The following is a 24193-nucleotide window of genomic DNA, read 5'->3' on the forward strand; positions in this document are numbered from 1 at the left end:
CTTCCTCGTAAAACGTAACGCTGAGCGTACCGGTGACATTGACGCAGCGACGCAACGACAAGGGCAGCCGTGTGCAGCGCATTGTTATGGTCATCGCTCACTAAGCTCGACCTTTCTCCCATCAGGGTCTTCAACAATGTAGATCTGCCTGCCGTTGAATTCATGCCGACTGACAGTCTTCACATGGGAGAGAACCTGCTGTATACCATTTAATGAAAAACCGACTCTGGAATTTTCCAATGTCTCGTTCTTCCACAATGGATAAAGCTCAAAAACAAAACCTGCATCTTGCGAAGCGTAGTGCGTAGGCCCGTCGCCGTGCCTCTCCTTGACGAAGTTGAACCCTAGCAGTTCATAAAACTGCTTACTCGCTTCCAATTCTTTACAGCGCAGGACGAGCAGGTTGATTTTCATTGTTCACCCTGAAGACCATAACGCCGCGCTTTGCGGCAGATGTGTAGCGCAGCGAAACATTTGTCCGGCAACAGCGCATTGTTAGCCTTAGCACCCGAATTCACCTGAAATGCGTTCCATGATCCTGTGAGCTAGCTCTGCCTCAGTTTGGGCAGTTTTAATCTCACCTGAATCAAAATAGGCCTTTTCGTGAACTAGCTCTTTCCTAGTAGCTTTGAAATCATCTACATCGTTCAATAACACCGCATCGGATACGCCAAGCAAAGTTAGCTTTTCGCGATACGGCTTAAAGTCGTATTGCTTGAACGTTTTCTCTCCGTGCTTTGAAACTATGAGTTGGTGGAGCACAGCTTCGAGCCACATGCCTGTAAAAACTACCACAATCATCGACTGTTTGAACGAGGCATGACTCGGATCGAATGCAAGAATAAAGCCTTCGGAACCGTCGTCTTTGGGCCTTCTGCCTGCCTTTGAGGCCTCGACCATTTTCACATACGCCTCCTCGGATATCTGCTTGTAAATCAAAGCATTTGATACAGGCACAATATCTCCCTAAGAGGCTAACGCCTGAGCTCAGGTGCGTTTGAGCCGACAGCCGTTTTTGCGGCAGCAAAAATTGGCGGCGGGTCAAACGTCACCTTCAGCGATTTGTTAGGTGGCAGCTGCACGACCAATACCGATGATCCTTAGGTATGCCGAATACTGCCTTGAGAAGCTTTGTGGCGCGTCGTTTTTGGATGTTTGCAGATGACACAAAAGCCCTGCAGAAGTACTTAGATCCAACTTTCCATACAGACAGATCGGAATTTCCTTATTGTCTTTGAAACGGCGATCTGGGCCACCACGCTTGTTAGCATATTTCCAAGTGGTATCGACTACGTTCGAATCCGACGGAACCGGCCCATCTTCGATGAAGCGCTCTTTACTTGCGGAAAAAGAGAGTGATGCGTGTTCGACGCAACCAACCCCAGAGCTGTCATAAACCAATATGCAATCGGGCATAAAATACGCAGTGACGCCCCTTGCCTTCAGCGTAGGAATAGTTACGTTGGTTTCGACCCAAGGCGGTGTTCCGGTACCAACCGCAGCAGCCTCTCTGTTTATGAGGCTGGACGCACCCGCATTGATTTTTGACTCATGAGCAGACGTTAAATCGCGAGAATCAACGTAGGCCCAAAGTCGCTTACATTCAGCGAGGTAATTTACTGCCTGTACCAGCTTGGAAAATGAGGACGTATCATCTGCCTCGAAATCGTAGAATATTTTGACCGTTCGACGACGTGATTCGAATATTGACGCCGCTATACCAAGGACGACACCAACTCCGCCAGCGATGGCCATTCCAAGCTGACTCTCATTGAACCAGGCGACTCCGAACGCTACGACTGCAACCACGAAAACCAGATAGTCGAGCCTGAAATCCTTGTAGGACTTGTTAAGACGATCAATCAGCTCTTGTCTCTCAGGACTCGTTAAATCGCGCGTACTTACCGCATCAAATTTTTGGGTCGGAGGCAGTTCGACAGGTTGAGAAGGGACTGGCTGGTTCCCACCTCGACGGCCTCCAAGCTCCTCGCGCATATACAAGCCATGCCGACCTGCGTGCACATATGAGGACCCATCCGGTCGCATGCCGATACGAAATCCTGTAACTCCGACCGAGGCACCAACGCCGCTCTTGGATAGGTTCAATCTGATCGGGCCAACTGAAACTGATTTTCTCAGATACCAAGCCATTCTATTCGCCCCCTTTCCCATATTCTTGGCACCTAGCTTACCTGCCACCTAACGCTGAAGCACAGCGGCGACCTTGGAGTGGCAACAAAGGAGCCACGGAAAGGGCGTCCAGAGGCCATCGGCCGCGAACTGCTGCACCTTGTTATAAGTTGGCCGAGAGCACAAGCTCCGAGGCTGTGCGAGTGAAAATATATAGATTGTCGCCTTTTCCATTAAAGTCATGGCGCAACAAACCGAGCTCAACCAAAGTCTTGAGGTCGTCTTCGAGAAAACGAGGGTCCGATATTTTCATCTCTCGCTCATTCCCGTCGAGATACATAAGCTCGACGCCATCAAAGGTGCGGAGTTCAAGAATTTTGCTAGCACCCGAACTCTGAAACTGAGATAGGATTTCTTTGGCCTGCTCGGACAGTTGGCTTCCACTGGGATACAGACCACTACTGATGTCCGAAAATCCAGGAATAAGACTTCCAAATGATGAAAGCGCGGAATCGAGAGCATCCAGTTTTTGGAGCAAGACATCATGATTTTGATTTAGAAGTGCTTTGATCCCAATAGCTGTCTTGGTGTTGCTCTCGATAAGAGATTTGACCTCTTCATGGTTGCTATCCACAAGCCACTGCAAAAACTCGTTGAAATCAGCTTGGTCAGCACTTCCACGGCTCGCCTGGAATTGCCCTAACAACCCGACAACAGAAGCAAAAGCCGTGGCAACGGAGATTGGTTCCATGCTTTCTCCCTGGTATTTATAACGCCCGCAATCACGCGCTTGTCGCGTGCATTGCTTTGTTAAGTGGCTTTCGGATGAACGCGCGGTAGCTGGACGTGGAATCACCACTCATAGTAGCTGCACTCACAACCTCATCGTGAAAGCAGGAAAAACTAGCGAATAGATCGCGGAGCTCTTCCGGGCTACTGTACCGCATTGGTAAACCGAGGCCGGAAATAAAGCTCTTACTTTCTTCCGAACAGAACTCCGATATATGAACGGCCCCGCCTGGCTTCAACACACGGGTTATTTCCGCAGCCACTCTACCCCGTTCATCAAGTGAAGGAATGCACGTAAGTACCGCGCAAATGACGACGGCATCGAATGCATTCTCGCCGAACGGAAGGTCCATCCCATCCAAATGCAGGAGAGGCAACCCAGGAAACGCCTTCCTTCCACGTTCGATCATTGCGCAGGAAGGATCAACGCCCATTACATCAGTGTACCCGGACTCAGTAAGTTCGTTGGAAATCCGCCCATATCCACACCCAAAGTCTAGCACCTTAGCTTTTCGGCTGATCAAGTCCAGAAATCGCGCTAGATCAATTTCCAGGTTGAAATCGACGTCGCTGGCGACCTTATCCCAACTGCCTTGGAGCATCGAATTCTCCACTTAACAGGTATTAGGCCGCGCGCTCGTCCATTGGATAAAGACGCGCGCGTCATATCCTGTAAACCTGCTTTCAACTGTCTGAAATAGAAGCAGAAATTTTTGAGCGTGACAAACCACACAGAACACTGGCGCACAAACACAAAAAACGCGGCCAAAGCCGCGTCCCTGATACGAAGGAAGCTGAGGCTTGCAGTCAGCAAGCCCCGGCTGATCACCGCCCCAAAATATCCCGAGCAATAATCTCCTTCATGATCTCACTGGTGCCGCCGTAAATGCGCTGGATGCGCGCGTCGACGAAGTCGCGGGAGATCGGGTATTCCTGCATGTAGCCGTAGCCGCCGAAGAGCTGCAGGCACTGGTCGGCCACCTTGCCTTGCAGCTCGGTGGTGGTGAGCTTGGCGATGGAGGCGTTGGTGGTGCTGAGTTCCCCGCGGTCGTACTGCTCAATGGATTGTTCGCAGAACGCTTTGTTGACCTGCACCTGGGCGTGCAGGTCGGCGAGTACGAAGCGGGTGTTCTGGAATTTGCTGATCGACTGGCCGAAGGCCTGGCGTTCCTGGGTGTAGGCAATGGTGCGCTCGATCATGCCTTCGCAGGCGGCAACGGCGCCGAGCGCCAGGATCAGGCGTTCGCGGGGCAGTTCGTTCATCAGGTTGGCGAAGCCGCGCCCTTCCCCGCCGAGGATCTGGTCGGCGCCGACCTTGACGTTCTCGAAGAACAACTCGGAGGTGTCGGCGGCGTGGTGGCCCATCTTTTCCAGGTTCCGGCCGCGGGCGAAGCCGGGCAGGCTGGTGTCGACGGTGAACAGGGTCATGCCCTTGGCGCCGGCGTTGGGGTCGGTTTTGGTGGCGAGCACGATGACGTCGCAGTGCTGGCCGTTGGTGATGAAGGTTTTCTGGCCGTTGATCACGTAGCCGTCGCCGTCTTTTTCGGCGCGGGTCTTCATGCCCTGCAGGTCGGAGCCGGCGCCGGGCTCGGTCATGCCGATGGCGCCCACGGCTTCACCGCTGACCATCTTCGGCAGCCAGGTCTGTTTCTGCTCTTCGGTGCCCAGGTGGAGGATGTAGGGCGCGACGATGTCCGAGTGCACGGACAGGTTGGAGGCCAGGGCGCCGAAGCCCATGCGCGAGGCTTCTTCCACCATGATCGCGGAGAGGCGGAAGTCCGCGCCGAAACCGCCGTATTGTTCCGGGACGTCAACGCACAGCAGGCCGTTTTCGCCCATGCGGTTCCAGAGGTCGCGGGGGAGTTTTTCGTCCTTTTCCCACTGGTCGTAGTGGGGCGCCACTTCCTTCTCGAGGAATTTGCGGACGTTATCGCGGAACAGATCGATTTCGTTCTGATCGAGCATGACTGACCCTTTTGGCTGGACACAAAAGGGTATTTTAACCGCTCCCGCCCCGGGGGTCGCCGTCCGGCCGTGGCCGGCCGGTCACGGCGTTCCCGGGCCGCAACTCAGGATTCCGGCTCGACGGTGACTTCCGAGCGCAGGGAGTTGGCGACGAAGCAGTTGCGGTGGGCGCTGTCGTGGAGCTTGGCCAGCGCGGCGGGATCGATGTCTTCCTCGAACACCACCTTGGGGCGCAGGTTGATGCGGGTGATCGCGAAGCGGCCTTCGGCGTTCTTCTCCACCACGCCGTGCGGCCGGTCCACATAGCTGAGCACGCGCAGGCGCTGCTTGGCGGCGATCGACAGGAAGGTGAGCATGTGGCAGCTGGCTGTGGCGGCGATCACCGCTTCGTCCGGGTTTACCCGCGAGGCGGTGCCGAAGTATTCCGGTGAGCCGGAAGCCTGCACCACCTCGCCGCCGGCGAAGGTCCATTCATGGGAGCGGTCGAAGGTTTCGTAGTCGAAGCTGGCCTGCGGCGGCAAGTGCCAGGCAACGGTGGCGCCATATTCACTCATGGTGGACTCCTTCTGCGTGTTGTCCTTATACCATGCTACCGAAGCGCGCCGGGGGCAATATTGAGCAGGATCAATAATGCCGCTCAGCGTTTGAGCGGCACCCCCAGGTACTGAAGTTTCACCGCGCCGGCGGGGATCTGTAGATGGATGCTGGCGCCCAAGAAGCCGAGCAGCTCGGTGAGCTCCACGGAGATCGGAATCACGTTGCCGTTCACCTGGTTGATCACCATGCGCCCGTTGGGCAGGAAGGTCACCGGGCCGGTGAGTTCCATGGTCAGCGGGTAGCTGTGCTGGTTGTGCTGGCCGCCCAGCGGCGCCTCCAGGTAGGGCGCATCCAGGTAGAGGTCCACGTCGGCGCGGAATTCCGGGCCCTGGTCGGTGGCGACGATCCAGCCGGGGATCAGGCCGCCGTCCTCGGGGTGGCGCATGCGCATCACCTGGGTGCCGGTGGGGCTTTCGATGGGGATGCCGCCTTCGATCAGCACATCCGCTTTCACCGTCACCGAGGAGGCGAGGATCTGCGTGGGGTAGAGCCCCACGCGTACCGCCGGCAGGCGTTCCTGCTGCTCGGTGCGCGGGTCGTCGTATTCGCCGGGGCCGATCACTTCGGAGTTGAGCGCGCCCACCACCTGAATATCACAGCGCTCCGGCGTGTCGCAGGCGAGGCGCGGGTTCTGGGTCAGGGTGCTGCCGCCGAGCACTTCCAGGCGGGTGGTGTTGACCGCCGGCTCGCCGTCGCCGTAGCCGGGTTCGCCGTCGTCGAAGAAGCCGTTGGCGTTGACGTCCGCGGTGGGCAGGTTGTTGAGCGCCTGGAACACGCTGTCGGTGACCGGCGCGCCGCGGAAATGGATCTCCAGGTCCGGGCCGCCCCAGTCCGGTTCCGGGCCTTCCAGCAGGGCGGTCTGCAGGCGCTTGCCGGCTTGCGAGCAGATCGCTTCGCCGGAGACACAGTCGTCCGGTTGCTGCCCGGAGGCGCGGTTCACCGATTGCAGGGTGTAGCGGTAGGCGGCGCCGTCTTCCCAGGGCTGGTCGGGGATGAAGGTGAGGGTGCGGGCCTCGACATTCAGACGGCCGGGCACGGCCGCGTCGCACTGGTACTTGCGCTTGTCGCCGTCCGGGATGGCCACCGGGTTGCCGTCGCCGTCCACGGCCACCCGCTCGACGCGGAAGCTGCCGCTGCCGCAGGTCTCACCAAGCTGCACCGAGGCGGGGTCGATATCCTGGGACACCGTGACCCGGATCGGCCGGTCGGCGGGCAACGTGGGCACCGGCAGATGGTCGTCGTCGTCGCGCCCGCCTCGGCAGCGGCCATGGTCGCCTTCGGCGATATGCCAGCTGGCCTTGTCCACGGCGCAGGGGAAGCCGGGGTAGGTGGTGATCAGCACCGGCGCCACCGGGTCGCCGACCAGGGCCGGCAGCCGGAAGGTGCGGCTGGCCGGCTGCACCGGGTTGGCGGGCTCGGCCAGGTCGGTGGCGCGGTCGCTCACCGCCAGGGTGTAGCGGTCGCCGGGTTGCAGCGGCCGGTGCGGGCGCACCACCACCGAGGCGCCGTCCAGCGACCAGTCGAACGGCTCGTCGACGCCCTCGCGGGTGAGCGACAGCGCCTGCTCCAGGCTCTCCGGGTCCAGCGGCTCGCTGAAATTCATCACCAGGGCGTCGCCGGGCTGCACCGTGGCGGCCAGGCCGTCCTCCGCCATCGGCATGGTGGATTGCAGGAAGGGCGCGCGGGTGTCCGGTATCGGCGCCGGGGCGTTGTTCTGGTCCGGGTAGGATTCGGTGTGCAGGCTGAGCAGGCCGAAGGCGGTTTCCTGGCCGAGCACTTCCGGCTCGACCACGCCCAGGGCGTCGATCACCAGGCGCTGGCCCTCCACCTTGGCGACACCCACCAGCTCCACCTGCAGCAGGGTCTGGCTGAGCGCGCCGTTGGCTTCCGGGTTTTCCGCCGTCATCGCCACGTCCATGAACAGACGCACCTGGCGCGGCGCCTCCGGGCGCCGGCTGAACGGGTTGGGCAGCAGGTAGCCGCTGGCGTCGGACAAAAACGTCACGGCGATGTCGCCGGTTTCGATGCCCGCCGGCACCGCGCCGGCCACCTTCACTTTAACGTTGCTGCCGGTGAGCAGGCTGCCGCGCGGGATGCGCAGCGGCGACACGTCCGGGTAGTGCGGCAGGAACGCCAGTTCGGTGAACACATTGCCGCTCTGCTGGGTGGCGTCGCCGTCGCCCAGCAGCACCGCCTCAATGGGCACGCAGTTCATCGCCTGGCCGGTGAGCCTGGAGCGGCGGCCATCCGGGTCGGCGCAGGGGTCGTCGCCACGGCCGGACGCCGGCGGCGTCTCCTGGACCATCACCGTGCGCGGCCGGGAATCCCGCGCCACCCAGCTGCGCTGCAGCCCGCCGCCGGCCAGGGCGGCGCCCTGGAAGCCGCGGATCGACGGCCCCAGAGTAAGGGTGTAGCGCTCTCCGGGCTGCAGGTCCTGTCGCGGGTCCAGGGTGACGGCGTCGCCTTTGGCGAGCATGATCGCCGGCACCAGCTCGCCGTCCCGGGTCAGCGAGATGGATTCCCCGTAGGTCAGGGTGTCCGTGTCCAGCATCTGGTTGAAGCGCAAACGCAGGGTGGAGAAGTCCATGAACGGCAGGTCGTCGCCGTCCGGCAGCACCTCGCGCAGCCGCAGCACGGTATCAAAGCCCCGCTGCCCATTGGCGCCGCCCGAGGCCAAGCGGGTTTCGAAGGTGAGCGCGCCGTCGGGGAAGGCCAGCGGGCCGGCCTCGGTCTCCAGGCCGTCCAGCGTCAGCCGGTAGCGGGTGCCCGGGCGCAGGTCGCCCTGCGCCGGGCGCACCAGCAGGCCCAGCCCGCCGTCCACCGGCTCCGGGGCGGCCAGGGCCACGCTGTTGCCGTCGGCGTCGCTGAGCCGCACGCCATCGGCGCCGCCGGTAAGCGGATGAGAAAACCGCAGCACCACCGGGCTGGCCGGGGACACCCGGCGCTGGCCGTCATGGGGGTAGCTGTAAAAGACTTCCGCCGGGGCCGCGCCGAGGTGGTTGGTGGGCCCTTCTTCGGCACCGCCGCAGGCGGTCAGCCCGGCCAGGCAGAGCATCATCAGCGGGAAAAGCGGGGCGAATCGAATCGAGCGCATGGGCGTCCTTCTCCATGGGCCGGGCCGATGGGGCGACCGGCGCGTTATTGTTTTACTGAGCCTGAATGGTACGTCTGTACTATATTGTACTATCGTACCAATTATTGGCCAGTAAAAGTCAACGCGCCGTGCTCGATTTCACATTCTCCGCCCGGTGATGCCCCTTAATCCGCCTTCAGGCGCTCGCACACGGCCCGCGCCACCCGCGGGCTGTAGAGCAAAGCGCAATGGCCCAGGTAGGGCAGGTGCAGGTTCTCCTCCGCGTCCGCCAGGGTGGCGGTGGAGGCGGGCATCACGAAGTTGTCCAGCTCTGAGTAGAGGCAATAGAAGCGTGCCTCGCCCGGGCACTGGCCGCCTTCCGCCAGTTCCTCGAGGAAGGGGCTGCGGTAACGCATCTGCGCGGCCGCGCCCCGGGCCGGGAACAGCGAGGAAATGCGGGTGCCGTAGTGGGGGCTGCCCAGAGTGATCACCTTGTTCACCTTGCCGGCCAGGCCCAGGTTCTTCAGGGCATAGCGGGTCAGCGGTCCGCCCATGGAGTGGCACACCAGGTCCACTTGCTCGGCGCCGGTGCGCGCCAGCACATTTTCCACGTGGCGGGCGACCTGGGCGGCGAGCTTGCGGGCGTTGATGTGCGGCGGCGTGTAGCTCACCGCGTAGACGTTGCGGAAGCCCTGGCGCCGCAGCCGCCACTGCATCCACAGAAAGTTGGCGCTGTTGCCGCCGTAGCCGTGCACCAGGATCACCGGGCGGTGATCGCAGGCGCGCGCCCGCTTGGGCGAGGCGTCGTGGAGCAGACGCAATGGATAGGTGCCGCTGAGGAAGGTGAGGCTGGCCGCTTCCACCAGAATCGCCCGGGCCACCGCGCTACCGCGCAACGGGTCGCGCTCGCCCTCCGCCGGGGGCGCCTGGAAGTTACGCCGGTCGTAATGCCAGACCAGATAGAACGCCAGCGTTACATAGGTGGGGATCAGTATCACCACCACCAGAATCAGCGAAAGAATCCAAATCATCGTCGTGCTCCCTGGTCCCCGGGGTCGTGCCGGTATGGAAAACGCTCTGACACTAACCAGCGGCCATCCTGGACACAACGCACCCTGCCCGATTGTCGGACCAGCCCGGCCATTGACTTCCCGGCGGCGGCGCGCCCCGGATGCAGCGGACCCGCCGCCGTGGCACACTTCCGTTCCTTAACTCTTCACGACGGGCAAGGCATGAAAGACAGGGCGATCGTTAATGAAGTGGGGCTGCGCGACGGCCTGCAGAATCAACCGGTGACGGTGGGCACCGAGGCCAAGGCGGCCATCGCACGGGCACTGGTGGGCGCCGGTGTGCGCTACCTGGAGCCGGTCAGCTTCGTCAGCCCCAAGGCGATTCCGCAGATGGCCGACGCGGCGGCGCTGACGCCGCTGCTGCCCCGGGACGAGGGCCTGCACTACACCGCCCTGGTGCCCAACCTGAAGGGCTACCAGCTGGCCCGCGACGCCGGCTACCCCACCGTGGCGCTGGTGCTGTCCACCACCGACACCTTCAACCAGCGCAACCTGAACATGAGCCTGGAGCAGGCGACGGCCAGTTGCGAGGCGATCATCCAGGCCGCCCGCGCCGACGGCGTGGCCACCCGCACCTATATTTCCGGCGCCTTCGCCTGCCCCTACGACGGGCCGGTGCCGGTGACGCTGCCACAGCGTCTCACCGAACGCATGTTCCAGGCCGGCAGCGACGAGGTAGCCATCGCCGACACCATCGGCGCCGGCAACCCACAGCAGATGAAGGACATCATGGCGCCGCTGATTCGCGACTTCGGGGCGGAGCGGTTCTACGTGCACCTGCACGACACCCGTGGCCTGGCGGCGGCCATGGCCTGGGCCGCCCTGGATCTGGGCGTGCGCCGCTTCGATGCGTCGCTGGGCGGCCTGGGCGGCTGCCCGTTCGCGCCGGGCGCCACCGGCAATGTGGCCACCGAGGATCTGGTCTACCTGCTGGAAAGCTGCGGCCTGGATACCGGCATCGAGATCCAGGCGCTGCGTGAGGCGGTGGCGCTGGCCGCCGAGGCCACCGAGCGGCCGCTGGGTGGCCGCATTCTCACCTGGATCGAGAGTCAGGAAGCGCGCGGCAAACAGATCACGCTGTAGGCGGCTGCAGCACCGCCATCTCGGCGCGCAGCGCGTCGGGCACCGGGGTGGGCCGGTGGGTGTCGCGGTCGATCAGCACCATCACGCTTTCCGCCATGGCCACCGGCCGGCCGTCCACAGCGGCGCGCCCGCGCAGCACGAAGGAGCTGTTGCCGATGCCGGCCAGCTCGGAGCTCAACGCCACTTCGCCCATGCCGGTGTCCCAGCGCTGGTAGCGGATGTCGATGCGCGCCACCAGCAGCCCCAGGTTCGGCTGGCGCAGCATGGTCACCGAGCCGGCCCGGGCCTGCTCCAGGTAACGCGCCTGGGCCAGCTCGGAGAGCCGCCGGTCCGGGTCCAGGTCCGCGTAGCGGGCGGTCAGGGCCACCTGGCGCGGCCCCGGCTCGAAGGTTTCGGTCTCTTCCGGCAGCTCCGGCCAGGGCAGTAGTGGCTGACCGTCCACCTGTTCGGCGGCCAGGGCCCGGCGCGCCGCGTCCGGCAGCGCCACCCAGCGGGATGCCGCCCAGCCGGCTTCCCCCCAGGCGCCCATCAGGCACTCCTGCACGCCCACGCATTCGCCGCTCTGGAACAGCGCCTGCACCAGACGGTAGCTGTCGTCCTCCACCGCCACCAGGCGCACGGCGGCGGTGACTTCGTGGGGGTAGTGGGTCTCGCGCAGAAAGTGGGTCACGGTGCGGCGCGGGCGCAGCAGCACGTCGTCGGAATACCAGGCCCGGTCGCCGAGCACCGCCATGTGGAAGCGGGTGCGCGCTTCGGTGTGAAAGCTCTGCACCGCCACGTTGTTTACGTGCCGTTCGGTGTCCAGGTGGCTGTAATGCGGGTTGAATCGGATCGAGAACGGGTAGGCGCCGGTCTCCAACTGCCAGGGCTGTGTTTTCACTCGAGGGCTCCACGACTGCGTTTCACGGATCAAACGCGCATCAAAGGGCAAAGCCCGGCGCCGCGCAACCCCGGTGTCCGAAGCCGCCGGCTTTTCGTCGCAAACGGTGGTTGCGGGTACCGGCCCGGCCCCGAATGATGGTCGCAAACAACACAACGAGGAGCCCGACAATGAGCGAACCGCAAACCCGTAGCGTGCAGCAACTGATGGATCTGAGCGGCCGTACCGCCCTGGTTACCGGCGGGTCCCGGGGGCTGGGGCTGCAGATGGCCCAGGCCCTGGGCGAAGCCGGGGCGCGGCTGGTGATCAGCTCACGCAAGGCGAACGAGCTCGAAGAAGCCGCCGAACAACTGCGCGCCGCCGGTATCGACGTGACCCCGCTGGCGGTGGACCTGGCCGACGAGGACGCGGTGATGGGTCTGGCGGACCGGGCGCTGGAGGTGCTGGGCCGGGTGGACATTCTGGTCAACAACGCCGGCGCCTCCTGGGGCGCGCCCGCCGAGGATTACCCGCTGGAAGGCTGGGACAAGGTGATGACGCTGAACGTGCGCAACCTGTTCCTGCTGACCCGGGAAATCGGCCGGCGCAGCATGATCCCCAACGGCGGCGGCCGGGTGGTCAACGTCGCGTCCAACGCGGCCCTGGGCGGCAACCGGGATTTCATGCAGGCGGTGGGCTACAACACCAGCAAGGGCGCGGTGGTGACCTTCACCCGCGCGCTGGCGGCGGAATGGGGCGCCTACAACATCACCGTCAACGCCATCGGCCCGGGCGTGTTTCCCAGCAAGATGTCGCGCTATCTCACCGATCGGCACGGCGTCGAGGCGCTGGCCGCGCGGGTGCCGCTTAACCGGGTCGGCGACGAGGAGGATCTGAAAGGCACGGTGCTGCTGTTCGCGTCCGACGCCGGCAAGCACATCACCGGGCAGTTCCTGGTGGTGGACGGTGGCGCCAGCGCCATGATCGCCGGCTGAACCGGCGCCCGGGGAGGGCGCCGGCGAGTCCGGTCAGTGCAGCTGGAACAGAATCTTCAGCAGCTGCACGCCGAGCAGCACGATCAGCGGGCTCAGGTCGAGCCCGCCCATGTCCGGCAGCAGGCGGCGCACCGGCGCCATCAGCGGCTCGGTGATCTGGATCACCACCCGCACCACCGGGTTGGAGGGGTCCGGCGCCACCCAGCTCAGGATCACCCGGACCAGCACCGCCCAGAACACGTAATCCAATATCAGCGAGGCCAGTTCCCGGAGCGTGTAGACGAGCAGTTGCGGCCCGATACCCGCCGGCAGGCCGCCGATCTGGATGGTCAGCAGCATCAGCGCCTTGGCCACGATCAGAATCAGGATCAGCACCAGGGAGGCAATATCCAGCCCCCGGTAGCCGGGGATGAGGCGGCGCAGCGGTGCCAGCAACGGGTTGGTGGCGCGCAATACGAATTGCGAAATGGGGTTGTAGAAGTCCGCGCGCGCCAACTGCAGCACGAAGCGGGTCAGAACGATAAAGATGTATACGCTGAATGCGAAATCAATCAGGAAGACCGCGGCGCCCTGAGGATTCATGACGACTCCAGACTGTTCGTGTGGCGACAGAGTATTGGGGTAAAGGCGGCCGGTTTCAAATTTTTGGTCGGGCGGAGTCCGCCCGACCTCAAAGCATTAGCCGGAAAGCTGCTCGGAGCGCTCGCGGGCGGCGGCCACGGCGGCCTGCACCTGCTCGCGCAGACCGGCTTCTTCGAACACCTGCAGGGCGGCGGCGGTGGTGCCGCCAGGGCTGGTGACCCGCTGGCGCAGCACGTCCGGGCCGTCTTCGCTGGTGATCGCCAGCTGGGAGGCGCCCCAGGCGGTCTGCAGCACCAGCTGCCGCGCGGTGGCGGCGGACAACCCCTGGGCCCGGGCGGCGTCGATCAGCGCTTCCATGAGCAGGAAGAAGTAGGCCGGGCCGGAGCCGGACACCGCGGTGACCGCGTCCAGCTCGCCTTCGGTCTCGAACCAGAAGGTCAGGCCCACGGCGCTGAGAATCTGGCCGGCCATCTCTTTCTGCTCGGCGCTCACGTCCGGCGCGGCGTACAGGCCGGTGGCGCCGGCCTGCACCAGCGACGGGGTGTTCGGCATGCAGCGCACGATGGGCGCCTCGCCGAGCCAGTTACGCAGGTTGTCCACGGTGACGCCGGCGGCGATCGAGATGATCAGCGGCTGGCGCTCTTCGATGATCTCGCGCAGGGCGGCGCAGGCGTCGCCCATCACCTGGGGCTTCACCGCCAGCACCAGCACGTCCACGCGGCGCGCCACGTCCAGGTTGTCGCGGCTGACATGAACGCGGTGCAACTGGGCCACTTCGTCGAGGCGGTCCTGGGAGGGGTCGCTCATCCAGATGCGGGCCGGGCGGATCCCCTTGGCGATCATGCCGCCCGCCAGACTGTTCGCCATGTTACCGGCGCCGATGAAGCCGATCAGTTGTTGTGCCATAAGCTGCGTCGTCCTTTCAGCGAGTGTCCTTGGGCGGACGCGGGCCGAACAGGGCGGTGCCCAGCCGCACCAGGGTGGCGCCTTCTTCGATGGCCACCGTGTAGTCCGCGCTCATACCCATGGAGAGGGTGTCGAGGGCCGGCATTGTATTGCGCAATTGTGACAGTGTCATGGCGAGGGCGTGGAAAGCGGCGCGGTTGTGGTCGTCGCTGTCGGCGCGGGGAATCGCCATCAGCCCGCGCAGGCGCAGGCGCGGCCAGTCGGCGAATCCGGCGGCCAGCGCTTCCACCTGATCCAGGGCGACCCCGCTTTTGCTGGCTTCGTCGTCCACATTGACCTGGATGCAGACGTTGAGCGGCGGCAGGTGGTCCGGGCGCTGCTCGTTGAGCCGGCGCGCCACCTTGGCGCGGCCCACGGTGTGCACCCAGTCGAAATGGGCGGCGATGTCGCGGGTCTTGTTGGACTGGATCGGGCCGATGAAATGCCACGCCAGCCCCCGGTCCGCCAGGGCGGGCATCTTGTCGAGGGCTTCCTGGAGGTAGTTTTCACCGAAATGGCGCTGGCCCTGGTCGGCGAGCGCGGCGATCTCGTCGGCGCCGCGGGTCTTGCTGACCGCCAGCAGGGTGACGCTTTGCGGGGCCCGGCCGGCGCCGGCGCAGGCGGCGTCGATCCGTGCGCGAATCGAGGTTAGCGGGGTATCGGTTTCGGGCATGATTGAATGGCTCTCGGCGAGCGGTTAGTTTAAGGACCTATACCGTCCTGCGAAATTCTACTGAGAAGAATACATAAACCCATGGATATCACCGAACTGCTTGCCTTCAGCGCCAAAAACGGCGCCTCGGATTTGCACCTTTCCGCCGGCCTGCCCCCGATGATCCGGGTGGACGGCGACGTGCGCCGTATCAATCTGCCGGCCATGGAGCACAAGGAAGTGCACGCGCTCGTTTATGACATCATGAACGACAAGCAGCGCAAGGATTACGAGGAGTTCCTGGAGACCGACTTCTCGTTCGACGTGCCCGGCGTGGCCCGTTTCCGGGTCAACGCCTTCAACCAGAACCGCGGCGCCGGCGCCGTGTTCCGGACCATTCCCTCCAAGGTGCTGACCATGGAGGACCTGGGCATGGGCAAGGTGTTCCAGAAGATATCCGATTTCCCACGCGGCATCGTGCTGGTGACCGGGCCCACCGGCTCGGGTAAATCCACCACCCTGGCGGCGATGATGGACTACATCAACGAGAGCCGCTACGAGCACATCCTCACCATCGAGGACCCGATCGAATTCGTGCACGAATCCAAGAAGTGCCTGGTCAACCAGCGGGAAGTGCACCGCGACACCCTGGGCTTCGCCGAGGCGCTGCGCTCCGCCCTGCGGGAAGACCCGGACATTATTCTGGTGGGTGAGCTGCGGGACCTGGAGACCATCCGGCTGGCGCTCACCGCCGCCGAGACCGGCCACCTGGTGTTCGGCACCCTGCACACCACCTCGGCGGCCAAGACCATCGACCGGGTAGTGGACGTGTTCCCGGCGGAGGAGAAATCCATGGTCCGCTCAATGTTGTCGGAATCCCTGCAGGCGGTGATCTCGCAGACCCTGATGAAGAAAAACGGCGGCGGGCGGATCGCCGCCCACGAGATCATGATCGGCACCGCCGCGATCCGGAACCTGATCCGCGAGGACAAGGTGGCGCAGATGTACTCCGCCATCCAGACCGGCGGCGCCCTGGGCATGCAGACCCTGGACCAGTGCCTGCAGGGCCTGGTGAAGAAAGGCCTGGTGGCCCGTCAGGCGGCCCAGGAAAAAGCCAAGAACCCGGACGCCATCTGATTGGGGCAAGCGCATGGAATTTGAAGACCTTCTTAAACTGATGGTGCAGAAAGGCGGCTCGGACCTGTTCATCACCGCCGGCGTGCCGCCGAGCATGAAAATTCACGGCAAGGTGCTGCCGGTGACGCGCAACGCCCTGACCCCGGACATGACCCGGGACATCGTGCTCAGCACCATGAACGAAAAGCAGCGCAAGGAATTCCTCGAACACCACGAGTGCAACTTCGCGATTTCCGCCCGCGGCATCGGCCGGTTCCGGGCCAGCGCCTTTTACCAGCGCAACCTGGTGGGCATGGTGCTGCGCCGCATCGAGACCAAGATTCCCAACGTGGACGAGCTGCGCCTGCCGCCGGTGATCAAGGACCTGGCGATGACCAAGCGCGGCCTGGTGATTTTCGTCGGCGCCACCGGCACCGGTAAATCCACCTCGCTGGCGTCGATGATCGGCCACCGCAACAAGAACTCCAAAGGGCACATCATCTCCATCGAGGACCCGATCGAATTCATCCACCAGCACCAGGGTTGCATCGTCACGCAACGGGAAGTGGGCATCGACACGGAATCCTTCGAGGTGGCGCTGAAGAACACCCTGCGTCAGGCGCCGGACGTGATTCTGATCGGCGAGGTGCGCAGCCGCGAGGTGATGGACCACGCCATCGCGTTCGCCGAGACCGGCCACCTCTGCCTGGCCACCCTGCACGCCAACAACGCCAACCAGGCGCTGGACCGCATCATTCACTTCTTCCCGGCGGATCGCCATAACCAGCTTTACATGGACCTGTCGCTGAACCTGCGCGGCATCGTCGCCCAGCAGCTGATCCCCACCCCGGACGGCAAGGGCCGGCGCGCCGCCATCGAAGTGCTGCTCAACACGCCGCTGGTGTCCGACCATATCCGCAAGGGCGAGATTCACCTGCTGAAAGCGTTGATGAGCAAGTCCCGGGAACAGGGCATGCAGACCTTCGACCAGGCACTCTACGATCTCTACGACGCCGGCGAGATCACCTACGAGGACGCCATCGCCCACGCCGACTCGCCCAACGACCTGCGCCTGATGATCAAGCTCGGCAACGAAACCGACGCCACCAGTCTGGATCACGCCACCCGCGGCCTGACCATCGAAGGCGACCACGACTAGCCGGCGTTTATCCTTCTTTTACGGTCGGCCGGGCAAGAGTGCACCTATCCTTCACGGACGGGCTCCCACTCTTGCCCGGACATTCGTATCGGGAGGCAACGTCATGAACAAGTTCGCATCCGCCCACTGGGAAGGCGACATCAAGAAGGGCAAAGGCACCATTTCCACGCAAAGCGGTGCCCTCAAGGAACAGCCCTACGGTTTCAACACCCGCTTCGAGGACGAGCCCGGCACCAACCCGGAAGAGCTGATCGGCGCCGCCCACGCCGGTTGTTTCTCGATGGCGTTTTCGCTGGAGCTGGGTAACGCCGGCTACACCGCCGACAGCATCGACACCAAGGCGAAAGTGACCCTGGATAAAGACGGCGACGGCTTCAGCATCACCAAGATTCATCTGGATATGAACGCGAAGATTCCCGGCATCGACGACGCCGAGTTTCAGAAAATCGCCAACGGCGCCAAGGAAGGGTGTCCGGTGTCCAAGGTGCTCAACGCTGAGATCACCCTGGACGCCAAACTCGGCTGAAGGAGGTTGCGAGCGGGCCTGCTCCGAAAGCCGTCCTTGTGGGAGCGAGCCTGCTCGCGAAAGGGCGAGCTGGCTCGCCCGGCAGGATTCCAGAGGTCTACCCGACCCCTCAAGCTGGCTCAGCCAAAGTGCCGGCCCGGTAGTCCCGCAGCGCCTGCTCGATCTCTTCCTGCGTGTTCATCACGAAGGGACCGTACTGGGCCACCGGCTCGCCGATCGGCTTGCCCGCCAGCAACAACAGCCGGGCACCGTCCTCACCGGCGGCAAGCGTCACACGATCGCCGTCGCTCAGCGTGCCGGTGTGCTCCAGGCGCAGCGTCTCGCCATTCACCGTCAGGCTCCCTTCGAACAGATACAGCAGCGCGTTGTAGCCGCTTTTCACCGGCACGGTCAGGCTTTCGCCGCCGCGCAACTTCACGTCCAGGTAGAGCGGATCGGTGCTGCCGCCGACCACCGGGGCGGTGATCGTCTCACCGTTGAGCGTCACCTCGCCGGCCACCGCCTTGACCTGCCCGCCGCCGGGCAGATCCAGACGCGGCATTTCGGTGTCGGCCACGTCCCGGTAACCGGCCGGCTTCATCTTCTCCGCCGCGGGCAGGTTGATCCACAGCTGGAAGCCGCGCAGCAAACCGTCCTGCTGCTGGGGCATTTCCTCGTGGATGATGCCGCGCCCGGCGGTCATCCACTGCACGCCACCCTGCTTGAGATCGCCTTCGTTACCCAGGTGATCACGGTGCTTCATGTGCCCTTCCACCAGGTAGGTGACGGTCTCGAAGCCACGGTGCGGATGGGCCGGGAAGCCGGCCACGTAGTCGTCCGGATTGTCGGAGGAGAACGCGTCCAGCATCAGGAACGGATCCAGCCGCACCGCCGGGTTGTGGCCCAGCGCGCGCTTCAGGCGCACGCCGGCGCCATCGGATGTATCCAGGGCACGGAACGTATTGAGTATGCGACGCTCTTTCATGGTTGCCTCCTGTTGGCTGTCCTCCGGGGCGCCCTCAGACGCCCCGGATCTCCCGTTCGCCCAGCCGGTCGCGGTCGTGGGCGGCGGAAAGATCCTGCTCCGGGCCGATCGAGATGATCCCGTGGGGGTTCACCGTCGGGTGGCTGCGGAAATAATGGTTGCGGATATGATCCATATCCACGCTGCCGGCCACGCCGGGCAGCTGGTAGAGCTCGCGCAACAGACCGCTCAGGTTGGGGTAGTCGGCGATCCGCCGGCGGTCGCACTTGAAGTGCGTAACGTAAACCGGATCGAACCGCACCAACGTGGTCCACAGGCGCAGATCCGCCTCGGTGAGCGTGTTGCCCACCAGATAGCGGCTTTTACCGAGCCGCTCTTCCAATTCGTCGAGGGTGCCGAACAGCGCCTGCACCGCCTCGTCGTAGGCCTGCTGGCCGGTGGCGAAGCCGGCCTTGTAAACGCCGTTGTTGACCTTCTCGTAGACCGGGCTGTTGACCGCCTCGATCTGTTCGCGCAAATCGCTCGGGTAGTAATCCCCCGGCCGCGCACCGACCCCGTCAAAGGCACTGTTGAACATGCGGATAATGTCGGCGGACTCGTTGCTGACAATGGTCTCGCGCTGCTTGTCCCACAGCACCGGCACGGTGACGCGCCCGGTGTACTTACCGTCGGCCTTCAAATACAGCTGATACAGCTTATCCAGGCCGTACAGCGGGTCGCCGGTGGCGCCCGGGAAGTCCTCGCGCAGTTCCCAGCCGTGCTCCAGCATCAGCGGGTGGACCACGGACACGTCAATGTGTTTCTCAAGACCTTTCCAGGCGCGCATCACCAGCGCCCGGTGGGCCCAGGGGCAGGCGTAGGACACATACAGGTGGTAACGGCCGCTCTCCGCCGGGAAACCGCCCTCGCCGGTGGGGCCGGCTTCGCCCTCCGCGGTCACCCAGTTACGGAACTGGCTTTCCGAGCGCTTGAAATGGCCACCGGTGCTCTTGGTGTCGTACCACTTGTCTTGCCACTGTCCTTCTACCAGCAGTCCCATGGGACCTCCTTGGAATCATTGCTTGAAGCTGACCTCTATTATTGATTCTGAAAAGGCGATATAAAACAGCACATATTTGTGAAATATGGTCAATTGATTCGATATGTCGACGAAAATCACCCTGGACCAATGGCAGGCCCTGATCGCCGTGGTGGACGAGGGCGGCTACGCCGCCGCCGCCGAGGCGCTGGACAAAAGCCAGTCCGCGATCAGCTACGCGGTGCAGAAAATCGAGACCGAGCTGGGCGTGCGCGCCTTCGCCCTGGAGGGCCGCCGCGCCAAACTCACCGAGACCGGCAGCCTGTTGTACCGCCAGGCCAAGGTGCTGGTGGACGAGGCGGGCCGCATCGAGAACACCGCGATCCGCTTCGGCCACGGCTGGGAGCCGCTGGTGCGGCTCACCGCCGACGGCCTGTTCCCCCAGGATCAGGTACTCTGCGCCCTGGTGCGGCTGGCCAGCGAAAGCCCGCTGACCCGGGTGGAGTTCCAGGAAACCGTGCTGTCCGGTTCCGAGGAAGCGCTGCTGCGCCATGAGGCGGACGTGGTAATCACCGGCCGGGTGCCGCCCGGCTTCATGGGCGATCATCTGTCGCGGATCCGCTTCGTGGCGGTGGCGGCGCCGGAGCACGCGTTGCACCATCAGGGGCCGCTGGAGCTGGACCACCTGCGCCCGCACCGCCAGCTGGTGATCCGCGATTCCGGCAAGCGCCGGGTGGACTCGGGCTGGCTGGGCGCCGAGCAGCGCTGGACCTTTTCCCACGGCAGCGCGCGCCGCCAGGCGTTGCTGCGAGGCCTGGGTTTCGCCTGGGTGCCGGAGACCGAAATCGCCGCCGATCTGGCCGAAGGCCGCCTGCTGCCGCTGCCGCTTAAAGAGGGCGTGGAGCGCTTCCACGACCTCTATCTGGTCTACGCCGACGGTCAGTACGCCGGCCGGGCCGCACGCTTTCTCGGTGAATGCCTGAGGGCGGAAGCCGAACCCGTTTAACTGGTAGGAAAGAGAACACCATGACACCGAACACCACCGCGATTCGCATTGAGAACCGCTATAACGGCCCGCCGGGCTCTGCCAACGGCGGCTATATTTGCGGCCGCATGGCCGAGCACGCCGGCACGGCGTGCGTGGAAACCCGCCTGATGGCGCCGCCGCCGCTGGATACCGACATGCCGCTGCGGCTGGACAACGCGCAGTGGTTCGCCCTGCACGACGACCAGCCGGTGGCCCGCGCCCGCCAGGCCAGCCTGCCGGAACTGAACGTGCCGGCCCCGGCCACCGTGGACGAAGCGCGGGAGGCGGAAACCCGCTTCAGCGGTTTCGTCGACCATCCTTTCCCTGGCTGCTACGTGTGCGGCCCGGACCGGGACGACGGCCTGCGGCTGTTCCCCGGTTGGCTGGACGACCGCCGCGCGGTGGCCTGCCCGTGGACACCGGCGGCCAGCCACGGCGACGACCGGGGCCGGGTGACGCTGCCGCAGGTGTACGCGGCGCTGGACTGCCCGGGCTCGTTCACCCTGGAGAAAGACCCGGACACCTGGGTGGTGCTGGGCAGTTTCACGGTGCAGGTGGACGCGCTGCCGAACGTGGGCGAGACCTATGTGGTGAGTGGCTGGCCGCTGGGCCGCGACGGGCGCAAACACTTCGCCGGCACCGCGGTGCACGACGCCGCCGGTCGCTGTCTGGCCCGCGCCCATGCGGTCTGGGTGCAGATTCCGGCCGGTTCCCGTTGACGTCACCCTCGCGGAAGCGCTCTATACTGTTTGAGAATGATTCCCAGGGAGTTGTCCAATGCGAGCCTTACACAGCCTGCCCTTGATCGCCGCGCTCGCCCTGTTGCTGGGCGGGTGCGTGTCGCCGGTGGTGATCGACCATCGCGCCGGCACCGATTTCAGTCAGTACCGCAGTTACGCCATTGAGGCGCCGGACGCCGACCAGGAGGCGCTCAGCCTGAACGGCCAGCGGGTGCAGGAAGCCGTACACCGCGAACTGGCGGACGGACCGCTGACCCGTGCCGACCTGGATCAGGCGGACCTGGCGGTGCGCTACGCCTTCGTGCCGGTGGAGAAATTCCAGGGCAGCACCCTGCAATTCGGCTTCGGCTGGTTCAACCGGGGCTACGGCATCGGCGCCACCACCCCGGTGGAAGGCGAGACCTACGAAGAGCACAAGCTGCAAATCGCCCTGGTCGAACGCAGCAGCAGCGAAGTGGTCTGGGAAGCCACCAGCCGCGACACGCTCTACGAATCGATGAGCAGCGAACGCCGCAAGGAACGCATCGACGCGATGGTGGCGGAGATGTTCAATCGCTTCCCGCCGGGCGCGGCGAACTAAGCCACCGCAGGGTCACGCGCAGGCCGCCGCTGTCGGCGGCGTCCAGCGCAATGGTACCGCCGGTGCGCGCCATCACCGAGGCGACGATGGCCAGGCCCAGCCCCTGGCCCTCGCCACCGCCGCGCCAGCCCCGGTCCAGGGCGCGGGCGCGCTGATCCGGGGCCAGCCCGGGGCCCTGATCCTCGACGGCCACGGCAATGTCTTCGCCGTTGTGTCCGCTCTCTACCCGCACCCCTATCTCACCGCCGACCGGGCTGTGCCGGACCGCGTTCTCCAGCACATTGCGCAGCGCGATCCGCATCAGGCCCGGTCCGGCCGGAGCGGCCCGCCGCAACGCCCGGTCATCGTCCGCGTCCAGGTGAACGGTGAGACGCTTTTCGAGGCTGGCGGGCCGCAGTTCTTCCAGCACCGTGGCGAGCAGATCGCCGAGCGCTTCCGGCGGCTCCCGGCGCCGGCTTTCCGCGCCCTCTTCCCGGGCCAGGGCCAGCAGCTGATCCAGGTTGTTGGCCAGCCGCAGCACCGCCTGCCGGGCCTGCGCCCGGGCGTGGGCGGCGCGCTCGCCGTCGGTCATATCGGCGACCTGAAGCTGGGTGCGGATCGCCGCCAGCGGCGTGCGCAGTTCATGGGCCAGGTCGTCGGTGAGGCGCCGTTCGCGCATCAGGGCATCGCGGGCGTTGCCGAGCCAGTGGTTGAGGGTGTCGACCATGGGCGCCAGTTCCACCCCGCCTTCCGGCACACTCAGAGGCGCTTCGTCGGTGACGCGGCGCCGGGACAGGTCGGCACGCAGCACGGCCAGCGGCGCCAGGGCGCGCCCCACCGCCCACCACACCAACGCCAGGCTGGCCAGCAGGCCCAGGCCCAGGGTCACCAGCAGCACCAGCGCCACCTGGCGCATAAAGGCGGTGCGCCCGGCCATGCGTTCCGCCGAGGTGACGCGCAACTCGCCGTCGCTGACGGTGAACACCCGCCAGGTTTCGCCCTCGACCTGTTGCTCGCCGAAGCCGTCCTCGGGCAGCGCCAGTCCGGCGTTGGGGGCGCCGCCGGAACGGGCCAGCACCTCGCCGCGCAGGCTGCTGATTTCACAGGCGATGCCGCCCAAGGGCAGGGCGCCGGACTCCTGCAGTTTCAGGTCGCCGGCGGCGTCGCTTTCCAGCAGCGACACCACCATGCGCGCGGACGCCGCCAGGCGCTGGTCCAGCACCCGCGCGACCCGGTCACGGACCTCGCCGTGCAGCCACACCGCCAGCACCAGCCACAGCACCGACAGCCCCAGCCCCATGCACAGCAGCAAGCGGCCGCGCAAACTGGCGGGCCCGATCACGGCGGGGTCCCCAGCCGGTAGCCCTCACCACGCACGGTGTCGATCAGGGCGTCGCCGAGTTTGCGGCGCAGGTTGTGGATGTGCACCGCCAGGGCGTTGCTCTCCACGCCGTCGGTCCAGCCGTAGACCCGGTCGGCGAGCTGAACCGGGGTCAGCACCTGGCCACGGCTTTGCAGCAGGGCCTGCAGCAGGGCCCGCTCACGGCGCGGCAGGGTGACCGCCTCGCCGTGCAGCCAGAGCCGCTGGGCCGCCGGTTCGAACCGCAGGCCGCCGTACTCGATCACCGGCGCGGCGCGGCCGGCGGCGCGGCGCATCAAGGCGTGCAGGCGGGCCACCAGCTCGTCCAGGTCAAAGGGTTTCACCAGGTAGTCATCGGCGCCGGCGTTCAATCCCGTCACCCGGTGCTCGACGCCGTCCCGGGCGGTGAGCACCAGCACCGGCTCGTCCCGCCCCAGGCGGCGCCAGCGCGCCAGCAGCGACAGCCCGTCCTGGTCGGGCAGACCCAGATCGAGCACCACCAGGTCAAAGGCGGTACTGTCCAGGGCGGCGTCGGCATCGGCGGCGCGGGTCACCCAGGCCACGGAAAAGCCGTGGGCCTGAAGACCGGCCTGCACGCCGTCGCCGAGCAGGGCGTCGTCTTCGATCAGTAGTAGATGCATAGGAAACCAGAATGCGGGCGCCGGATTAACCCGGCGTTAATCATGGTCGGGAATGCTGGGCCCGGCAACCAGGACACCCAAGAGGCCCCATGAACGCTTTGCAACTCGGACCCTTCGCGCTACCGCTCGCCCTGCTGCCCTGGCTGGTGGGCCTGATCGCCGCCTGGCTGGTGGCCTGGTACCGCCGCCGCCGTGGCCACGGGGACGCCGAGCCGCTGCTGTGGCGCATTGGGCTGCTGGCGCTGATCGGCGCGCGGGTGGCGTTCGTGGCGCGCTACCACGACCGCTTCGCCGGGCCGCTGGAAATGATCGACCTGCGCGACGGCGGCCTCTGGTGGCCCGG

The 24193-nt window shown here is 64.8% G+C and carries 26 protein-coding genes; 9 read left to right on the top strand and 17 right to left on the bottom strand.

Going from position 1 to position 24193, the window contains the following annotated elements; genetic code table 11:
- Positions 1-90 precede the first annotated feature (90 nt).
- The 9 genes from ISO4_RS12805 to ISO4_RS12845 form a co-directional block, all read right to left on the bottom strand.
- Complete coding sequence (locus ISO4_RS12805; protein WP_194856485.1) at positions 91-414, bottom strand: VOC family protein; 324 nt, start codon at positions 412-414, stop codon at positions 91-93.
- Positions 415-501: 87 nt separating this feature from the next.
- Positions 502-957 (bottom strand): hypothetical protein, encoded by a 456-nt coding sequence (locus tag ISO4_RS12810; RefSeq protein WP_194856486.1) that lies wholly within the window; start codon positions 955-957, stop codon positions 502-504.
- A 108-nt stretch (positions 958-1065) separates the two neighbouring features.
- On the bottom strand, positions 1066-2151 hold the full coding sequence (locus ISO4_RS12815; protein WP_194856487.1) for a DUF4236 domain-containing protein: 1086 nt from the start codon (positions 2149-2151) through the stop codon (positions 1066-1068).
- 142 nt (positions 2152-2293) lie between these two features.
- Positions 2294-2881, bottom strand: a complete 588-nt coding sequence (locus ISO4_RS12820; RefSeq protein ID WP_194856488.1) for a hypothetical protein — start codon at positions 2879-2881, stop codon at positions 2294-2296.
- Positions 2882-2912: 31 nt separating this feature from the next.
- Positions 2913-3521, bottom strand: a complete 609-nt coding sequence (locus ISO4_RS12825; RefSeq protein WP_194856489.1) for a class I SAM-dependent methyltransferase — start codon at positions 3519-3521, stop codon at positions 2913-2915.
- A 223-nt stretch (positions 3522-3744) separates the two neighbouring features.
- On the bottom strand, positions 3745-4884 hold the full coding sequence (locus ISO4_RS12830; protein WP_194856490.1) for an acyl-CoA dehydrogenase family protein: 1140 nt from the start codon (positions 4882-4884) through the stop codon (positions 3745-3747).
- 104 nt (positions 4885-4988) lie between these two features.
- Positions 4989-5438, bottom strand: a complete 450-nt coding sequence (locus ISO4_RS12835) for an OsmC family protein (RefSeq protein WP_194856491.1) — start codon at positions 5436-5438, stop codon at positions 4989-4991.
- Between the two features lie 83 nt (positions 5439-5521).
- The gene (locus ISO4_RS12840; protein WP_194856492.1) at positions 5522-8575 is read right to left on the bottom strand and encodes an Ig-like domain-containing protein; all 3054 of its coding nucleotides are present in this window, start codon (positions 8573-8575) and stop codon (positions 5522-5524) included.
- 164 nt (positions 8576-8739) lie between these two features.
- Positions 8740-9585, bottom strand: coding sequence for an esterase/lipase family protein (locus tag ISO4_RS12845; RefSeq protein ID WP_194856493.1), 846 nt, complete (start codon positions 9583-9585; stop codon positions 8740-8742).
- A 201-nt stretch (positions 9586-9786) separates the two neighbouring features.
- Between ISO4_RS12845 and ISO4_RS12850 the strand changes: the two genes are divergently transcribed.
- Positions 9787-10707, top strand: coding sequence for a hydroxymethylglutaryl-CoA lyase (locus ISO4_RS12850; protein WP_194856494.1), 921 nt, complete (start codon positions 9787-9789; stop codon positions 10705-10707).
- Here ISO4_RS12850 and ISO4_RS12855 read toward each other — a convergent pair.
- Complete coding sequence (locus ISO4_RS12855; protein ID WP_194856495.1) at positions 10697-11587, bottom strand: thioesterase family protein; 891 nt, start codon at positions 11585-11587, stop codon at positions 10697-10699. The genes ISO4_RS12850 and ISO4_RS12855 overlap by 11 nt on opposite strands.
- A 170-nt stretch (positions 11588-11757) precedes the next feature.
- On the opposite strand from ISO4_RS12855, the gene ISO4_RS12860 reads away from it, so the two are divergent.
- Complete coding sequence (locus ISO4_RS12860) at positions 11758-12561, top strand: SDR family oxidoreductase (protein ID WP_142947892.1); 804 nt, start codon at positions 11758-11760, stop codon at positions 12559-12561.
- 33 nt (positions 12562-12594) lie between these two features.
- Here ISO4_RS12860 and ISO4_RS12865 read toward each other — a convergent pair whose 3' ends face one another.
- From ISO4_RS12865 to ISO4_RS12875, 3 genes are all read right to left on the bottom strand, one after another.
- Entirely contained in the window at positions 12595-13143 is a 549-nt protein-coding gene (locus ISO4_RS12865; RefSeq protein ID WP_194856496.1) for a YggT family protein, read from the bottom strand.
- Positions 13144-13239: 96 nt separating this feature from the next.
- Positions 13240-14049 (bottom strand): pyrroline-5-carboxylate reductase, encoded by an 810-nt coding sequence (gene proC, locus ISO4_RS12870; protein ID WP_194856497.1) that lies wholly within the window; start codon positions 14047-14049, stop codon positions 13240-13242.
- A gap of 16 nt (positions 14050-14065) precedes the next feature.
- Complete coding sequence (locus tag ISO4_RS12875; RefSeq protein ID WP_194856498.1) at positions 14066-14761, bottom strand: YggS family pyridoxal phosphate-dependent enzyme; 696 nt, start codon at positions 14759-14761, stop codon at positions 14066-14068.
- An 81-nt stretch (positions 14762-14842) separates the two neighbouring features.
- On the opposite strand from ISO4_RS12875, the gene ISO4_RS12880 reads away from it, so the two are divergent.
- From ISO4_RS12880 to ISO4_RS12890, 3 genes are all read left to right on the top strand, one after another.
- Positions 14843-15877, top strand: a complete 1035-nt coding sequence (locus ISO4_RS12880) for a type IV pilus twitching motility protein PilT (protein WP_142947895.1) — start codon at positions 14843-14845, stop codon at positions 15875-15877.
- Between the two features lie 13 nt (positions 15878-15890).
- Entirely contained in the window at positions 15891-17015 is a 1125-nt protein-coding gene (locus tag ISO4_RS12885) for a PilT/PilU family type 4a pilus ATPase (protein WP_142947896.1), read from the top strand.
- 103 nt (positions 17016-17118) lie between these two features.
- A complete protein-coding gene (locus tag ISO4_RS12890) occupies positions 17119-17541 on the top strand; it encodes an OsmC family protein (RefSeq protein WP_194856499.1) in 423 nt (140 codons plus the stop codon).
- Between the two features lie 109 nt (positions 17542-17650).
- On the opposite strand, the gene ISO4_RS12895 is transcribed toward ISO4_RS12890, so the two are convergent.
- Together ISO4_RS12895 and ISO4_RS12900 are read right to left on the bottom strand one after the other, a co-directional pair.
- The gene (locus tag ISO4_RS12895) at positions 17651-18505 is read right to left on the bottom strand and encodes a pirin family protein (protein ID WP_142947898.1); all 855 of its coding nucleotides are present in this window, start codon (positions 18503-18505) and stop codon (positions 17651-17653) included.
- Between the two features lie 34 nt (positions 18506-18539).
- Positions 18540-19544 carry a glutathione S-transferase family protein gene (locus ISO4_RS12900; RefSeq protein ID WP_194856500.1) on the bottom strand — a complete coding sequence of 335 codons (1005 nt, stop codon included), beginning with the start codon at positions 19542-19544 and terminating at the stop codon, positions 18540-18542.
- 103 nt (positions 19545-19647) lie between these two features.
- Between ISO4_RS12900 and ISO4_RS12905 the strand changes: the two genes are divergently transcribed.
- Genes ISO4_RS12905 through ISO4_RS12915 form a run of 3 tightly spaced genes read left to right on the top strand, consistent with a single transcriptional unit; the run spans position 19648 to position 21870 of the window.
- Positions 19648-20529, top strand: a complete 882-nt coding sequence (locus ISO4_RS12905; RefSeq protein ID WP_142947900.1) for a LysR family transcriptional regulator — start codon at positions 19648-19650, stop codon at positions 20527-20529.
- 20 nt (positions 20530-20549) lie between these two features.
- Positions 20550-21269, top strand: coding sequence for a hypothetical protein (locus ISO4_RS12910; RefSeq protein WP_194856501.1), 720 nt, complete (start codon positions 20550-20552; stop codon positions 21267-21269).
- Positions 21270-21327: 58 nt separating this feature from the next.
- Positions 21328-21870, top strand: a complete 543-nt coding sequence (locus ISO4_RS12915) for a DUF4136 domain-containing protein (RefSeq protein ID WP_194856502.1) — start codon at positions 21328-21330, stop codon at positions 21868-21870.
- Here ISO4_RS12915 and ISO4_RS12920 read toward each other — a convergent pair.
- Together ISO4_RS12920 and ISO4_RS12925 are read right to left on the bottom strand one after the other, a co-directional pair.
- Positions 21839-23191: a sensor histidine kinase gene (locus ISO4_RS12920; RefSeq protein WP_194856503.1), complete on the bottom strand. Its 1353-nt coding sequence runs from the start codon at positions 23189-23191 to the stop codon at positions 21839-21841. The two genes, ISO4_RS12915 and ISO4_RS12920, sit on opposite strands and share 32 nt — an antisense overlap.
- On the bottom strand, positions 23188-23850 hold the full coding sequence (locus tag ISO4_RS12925; protein ID WP_194856504.1) for a response regulator: 663 nt from the start codon (positions 23848-23850) through the stop codon (positions 23188-23190). The genes ISO4_RS12920 and ISO4_RS12925 overlap by 4 nt, the downstream gene beginning before the upstream one ends.
- 89 nt (positions 23851-23939) lie before the next feature.
- On the opposite strand from ISO4_RS12925, the gene ISO4_RS12930 reads away from it, so the two are divergent.
- A partial coding sequence (locus ISO4_RS12930) for a prolipoprotein diacylglyceryl transferase family protein (protein ID WP_194856505.1) occupies positions 23940-24193 on the top strand: 254 nt, incomplete at its 3' end.

This window comes from Alloalcanivorax venustensis ISO4 (assembly GCF_015356855.1).
GTDB classification, from domain to species: Bacteria; Pseudomonadota; Gammaproteobacteria; order Pseudomonadales; family Alcanivoracaceae; genus Alloalcanivorax; species Alloalcanivorax venustensis.

Excerpts from the sequence above, each read along its gene's own strand:
- ISO4_RS12805 (WP_194856485.1), bottom strand. The coding sequence starts at position 414 with ATGAAAATCAACCTGCTCGTCCTGCGCTGTAAAGAATTGGAAGCGAGT.
- ISO4_RS12815 (WP_194856487.1), bottom strand. The coding sequence starts at position 2,151 with ATGGCTTGGTATCTGAGAAAATCAGTTTCAGTTGGCCCGATCAGATTG.
- ISO4_RS12820 (WP_194856488.1), bottom strand. The coding sequence starts at position 2,881 with ATGGAACCAATCTCCGTTGCCACGGCTTTTGCTTCTGTTGTCGGGTTG.
- ISO4_RS12825 (WP_194856489.1), bottom strand. The coding sequence starts at position 3,521 with ATGCTCCAAGGCAGTTGGGATAAGGTCGCCAGCGACGTCGATTTCAAC.
- ISO4_RS12830 (WP_194856490.1), bottom strand. The coding sequence starts at position 4,884 with ATGCTCGATCAGAACGAAATCGATCTGTTCCGCGATAACGTCCGCAAA.
- ISO4_RS12835 (WP_194856491.1), bottom strand. The coding sequence starts at position 5,438 with ATGAGTGAATATGGCGCCACCGTTGCCTGGCACTTGCCGCCGCAGGCC.
- ISO4_RS12840 (WP_194856492.1), bottom strand. The coding sequence starts at position 8,575 with ATGCGCTCGATTCGATTCGCCCCGCTTTTCCCGCTGATGATGCTCTGC.
- ISO4_RS12845 (WP_194856493.1), bottom strand. The coding sequence starts at position 9,585 with ATGATTTGGATTCTTTCGCTGATTCTGGTGGTGGTGATACTGATCCCC.
- ISO4_RS12850 (WP_194856494.1), top strand. The coding sequence starts at position 9,787 with ATGAAAGACAGGGCGATCGTTAATGAAGTGGGGCTGCGCGACGGCCTG.
- ISO4_RS12860 (WP_142947892.1), top strand. The coding sequence starts at position 11,758 with ATGAGCGAACCGCAAACCCGTAGCGTGCAGCAACTGATGGATCTGAGC.
- ISO4_RS12865 (WP_194856496.1), bottom strand. The coding sequence starts at position 13,143 with ATGAATCCTCAGGGCGCCGCGGTCTTCCTGATTGATTTCGCATTCAGC.
- proC (WP_194856497.1), bottom strand. The coding sequence starts at position 14,049 with ATGGCACAACAACTGATCGGCTTCATCGGCGCCGGTAACATGGCGAAC.
- ISO4_RS12875 (WP_194856498.1), bottom strand. The coding sequence starts at position 14,761 with ATGCCCGAAACCGATACCCCGCTAACCTCGATTCGCGCACGGATCGAC.
- ISO4_RS12880 (WP_142947895.1), top strand. The coding sequence starts at position 14,843 with ATGGATATCACCGAACTGCTTGCCTTCAGCGCCAAAAACGGCGCCTCG.
- ISO4_RS12885 (WP_142947896.1), top strand. The coding sequence starts at position 15,891 with ATGGAATTTGAAGACCTTCTTAAACTGATGGTGCAGAAAGGCGGCTCG.
- ISO4_RS12890 (WP_194856499.1), top strand. The coding sequence starts at position 17,119 with ATGAACAAGTTCGCATCCGCCCACTGGGAAGGCGACATCAAGAAGGGC.
- ISO4_RS12895 (WP_142947898.1), bottom strand. The coding sequence starts at position 18,505 with ATGAAAGAGCGTCGCATACTCAATACGTTCCGTGCCCTGGATACATCC.
- ISO4_RS12900 (WP_194856500.1), bottom strand. The coding sequence starts at position 19,544 with ATGGGACTGCTGGTAGAAGGACAGTGGCAAGACAAGTGGTACGACACC.
- ISO4_RS12905 (WP_142947900.1), top strand. The coding sequence starts at position 19,648 with ATGTCGACGAAAATCACCCTGGACCAATGGCAGGCCCTGATCGCCGTG.
- ISO4_RS12910 (WP_194856501.1), top strand. The coding sequence starts at position 20,550 with ATGACACCGAACACCACCGCGATTCGCATTGAGAACCGCTATAACGGC.
- ISO4_RS12915 (WP_194856502.1), top strand. The coding sequence starts at position 21,328 with ATGCGAGCCTTACACAGCCTGCCCTTGATCGCCGCGCTCGCCCTGTTG.
- ISO4_RS12925 (WP_194856504.1), bottom strand. The coding sequence starts at position 23,850 with ATGCATCTACTACTGATCGAAGACGACGCCCTGCTCGGCGACGGCGTG.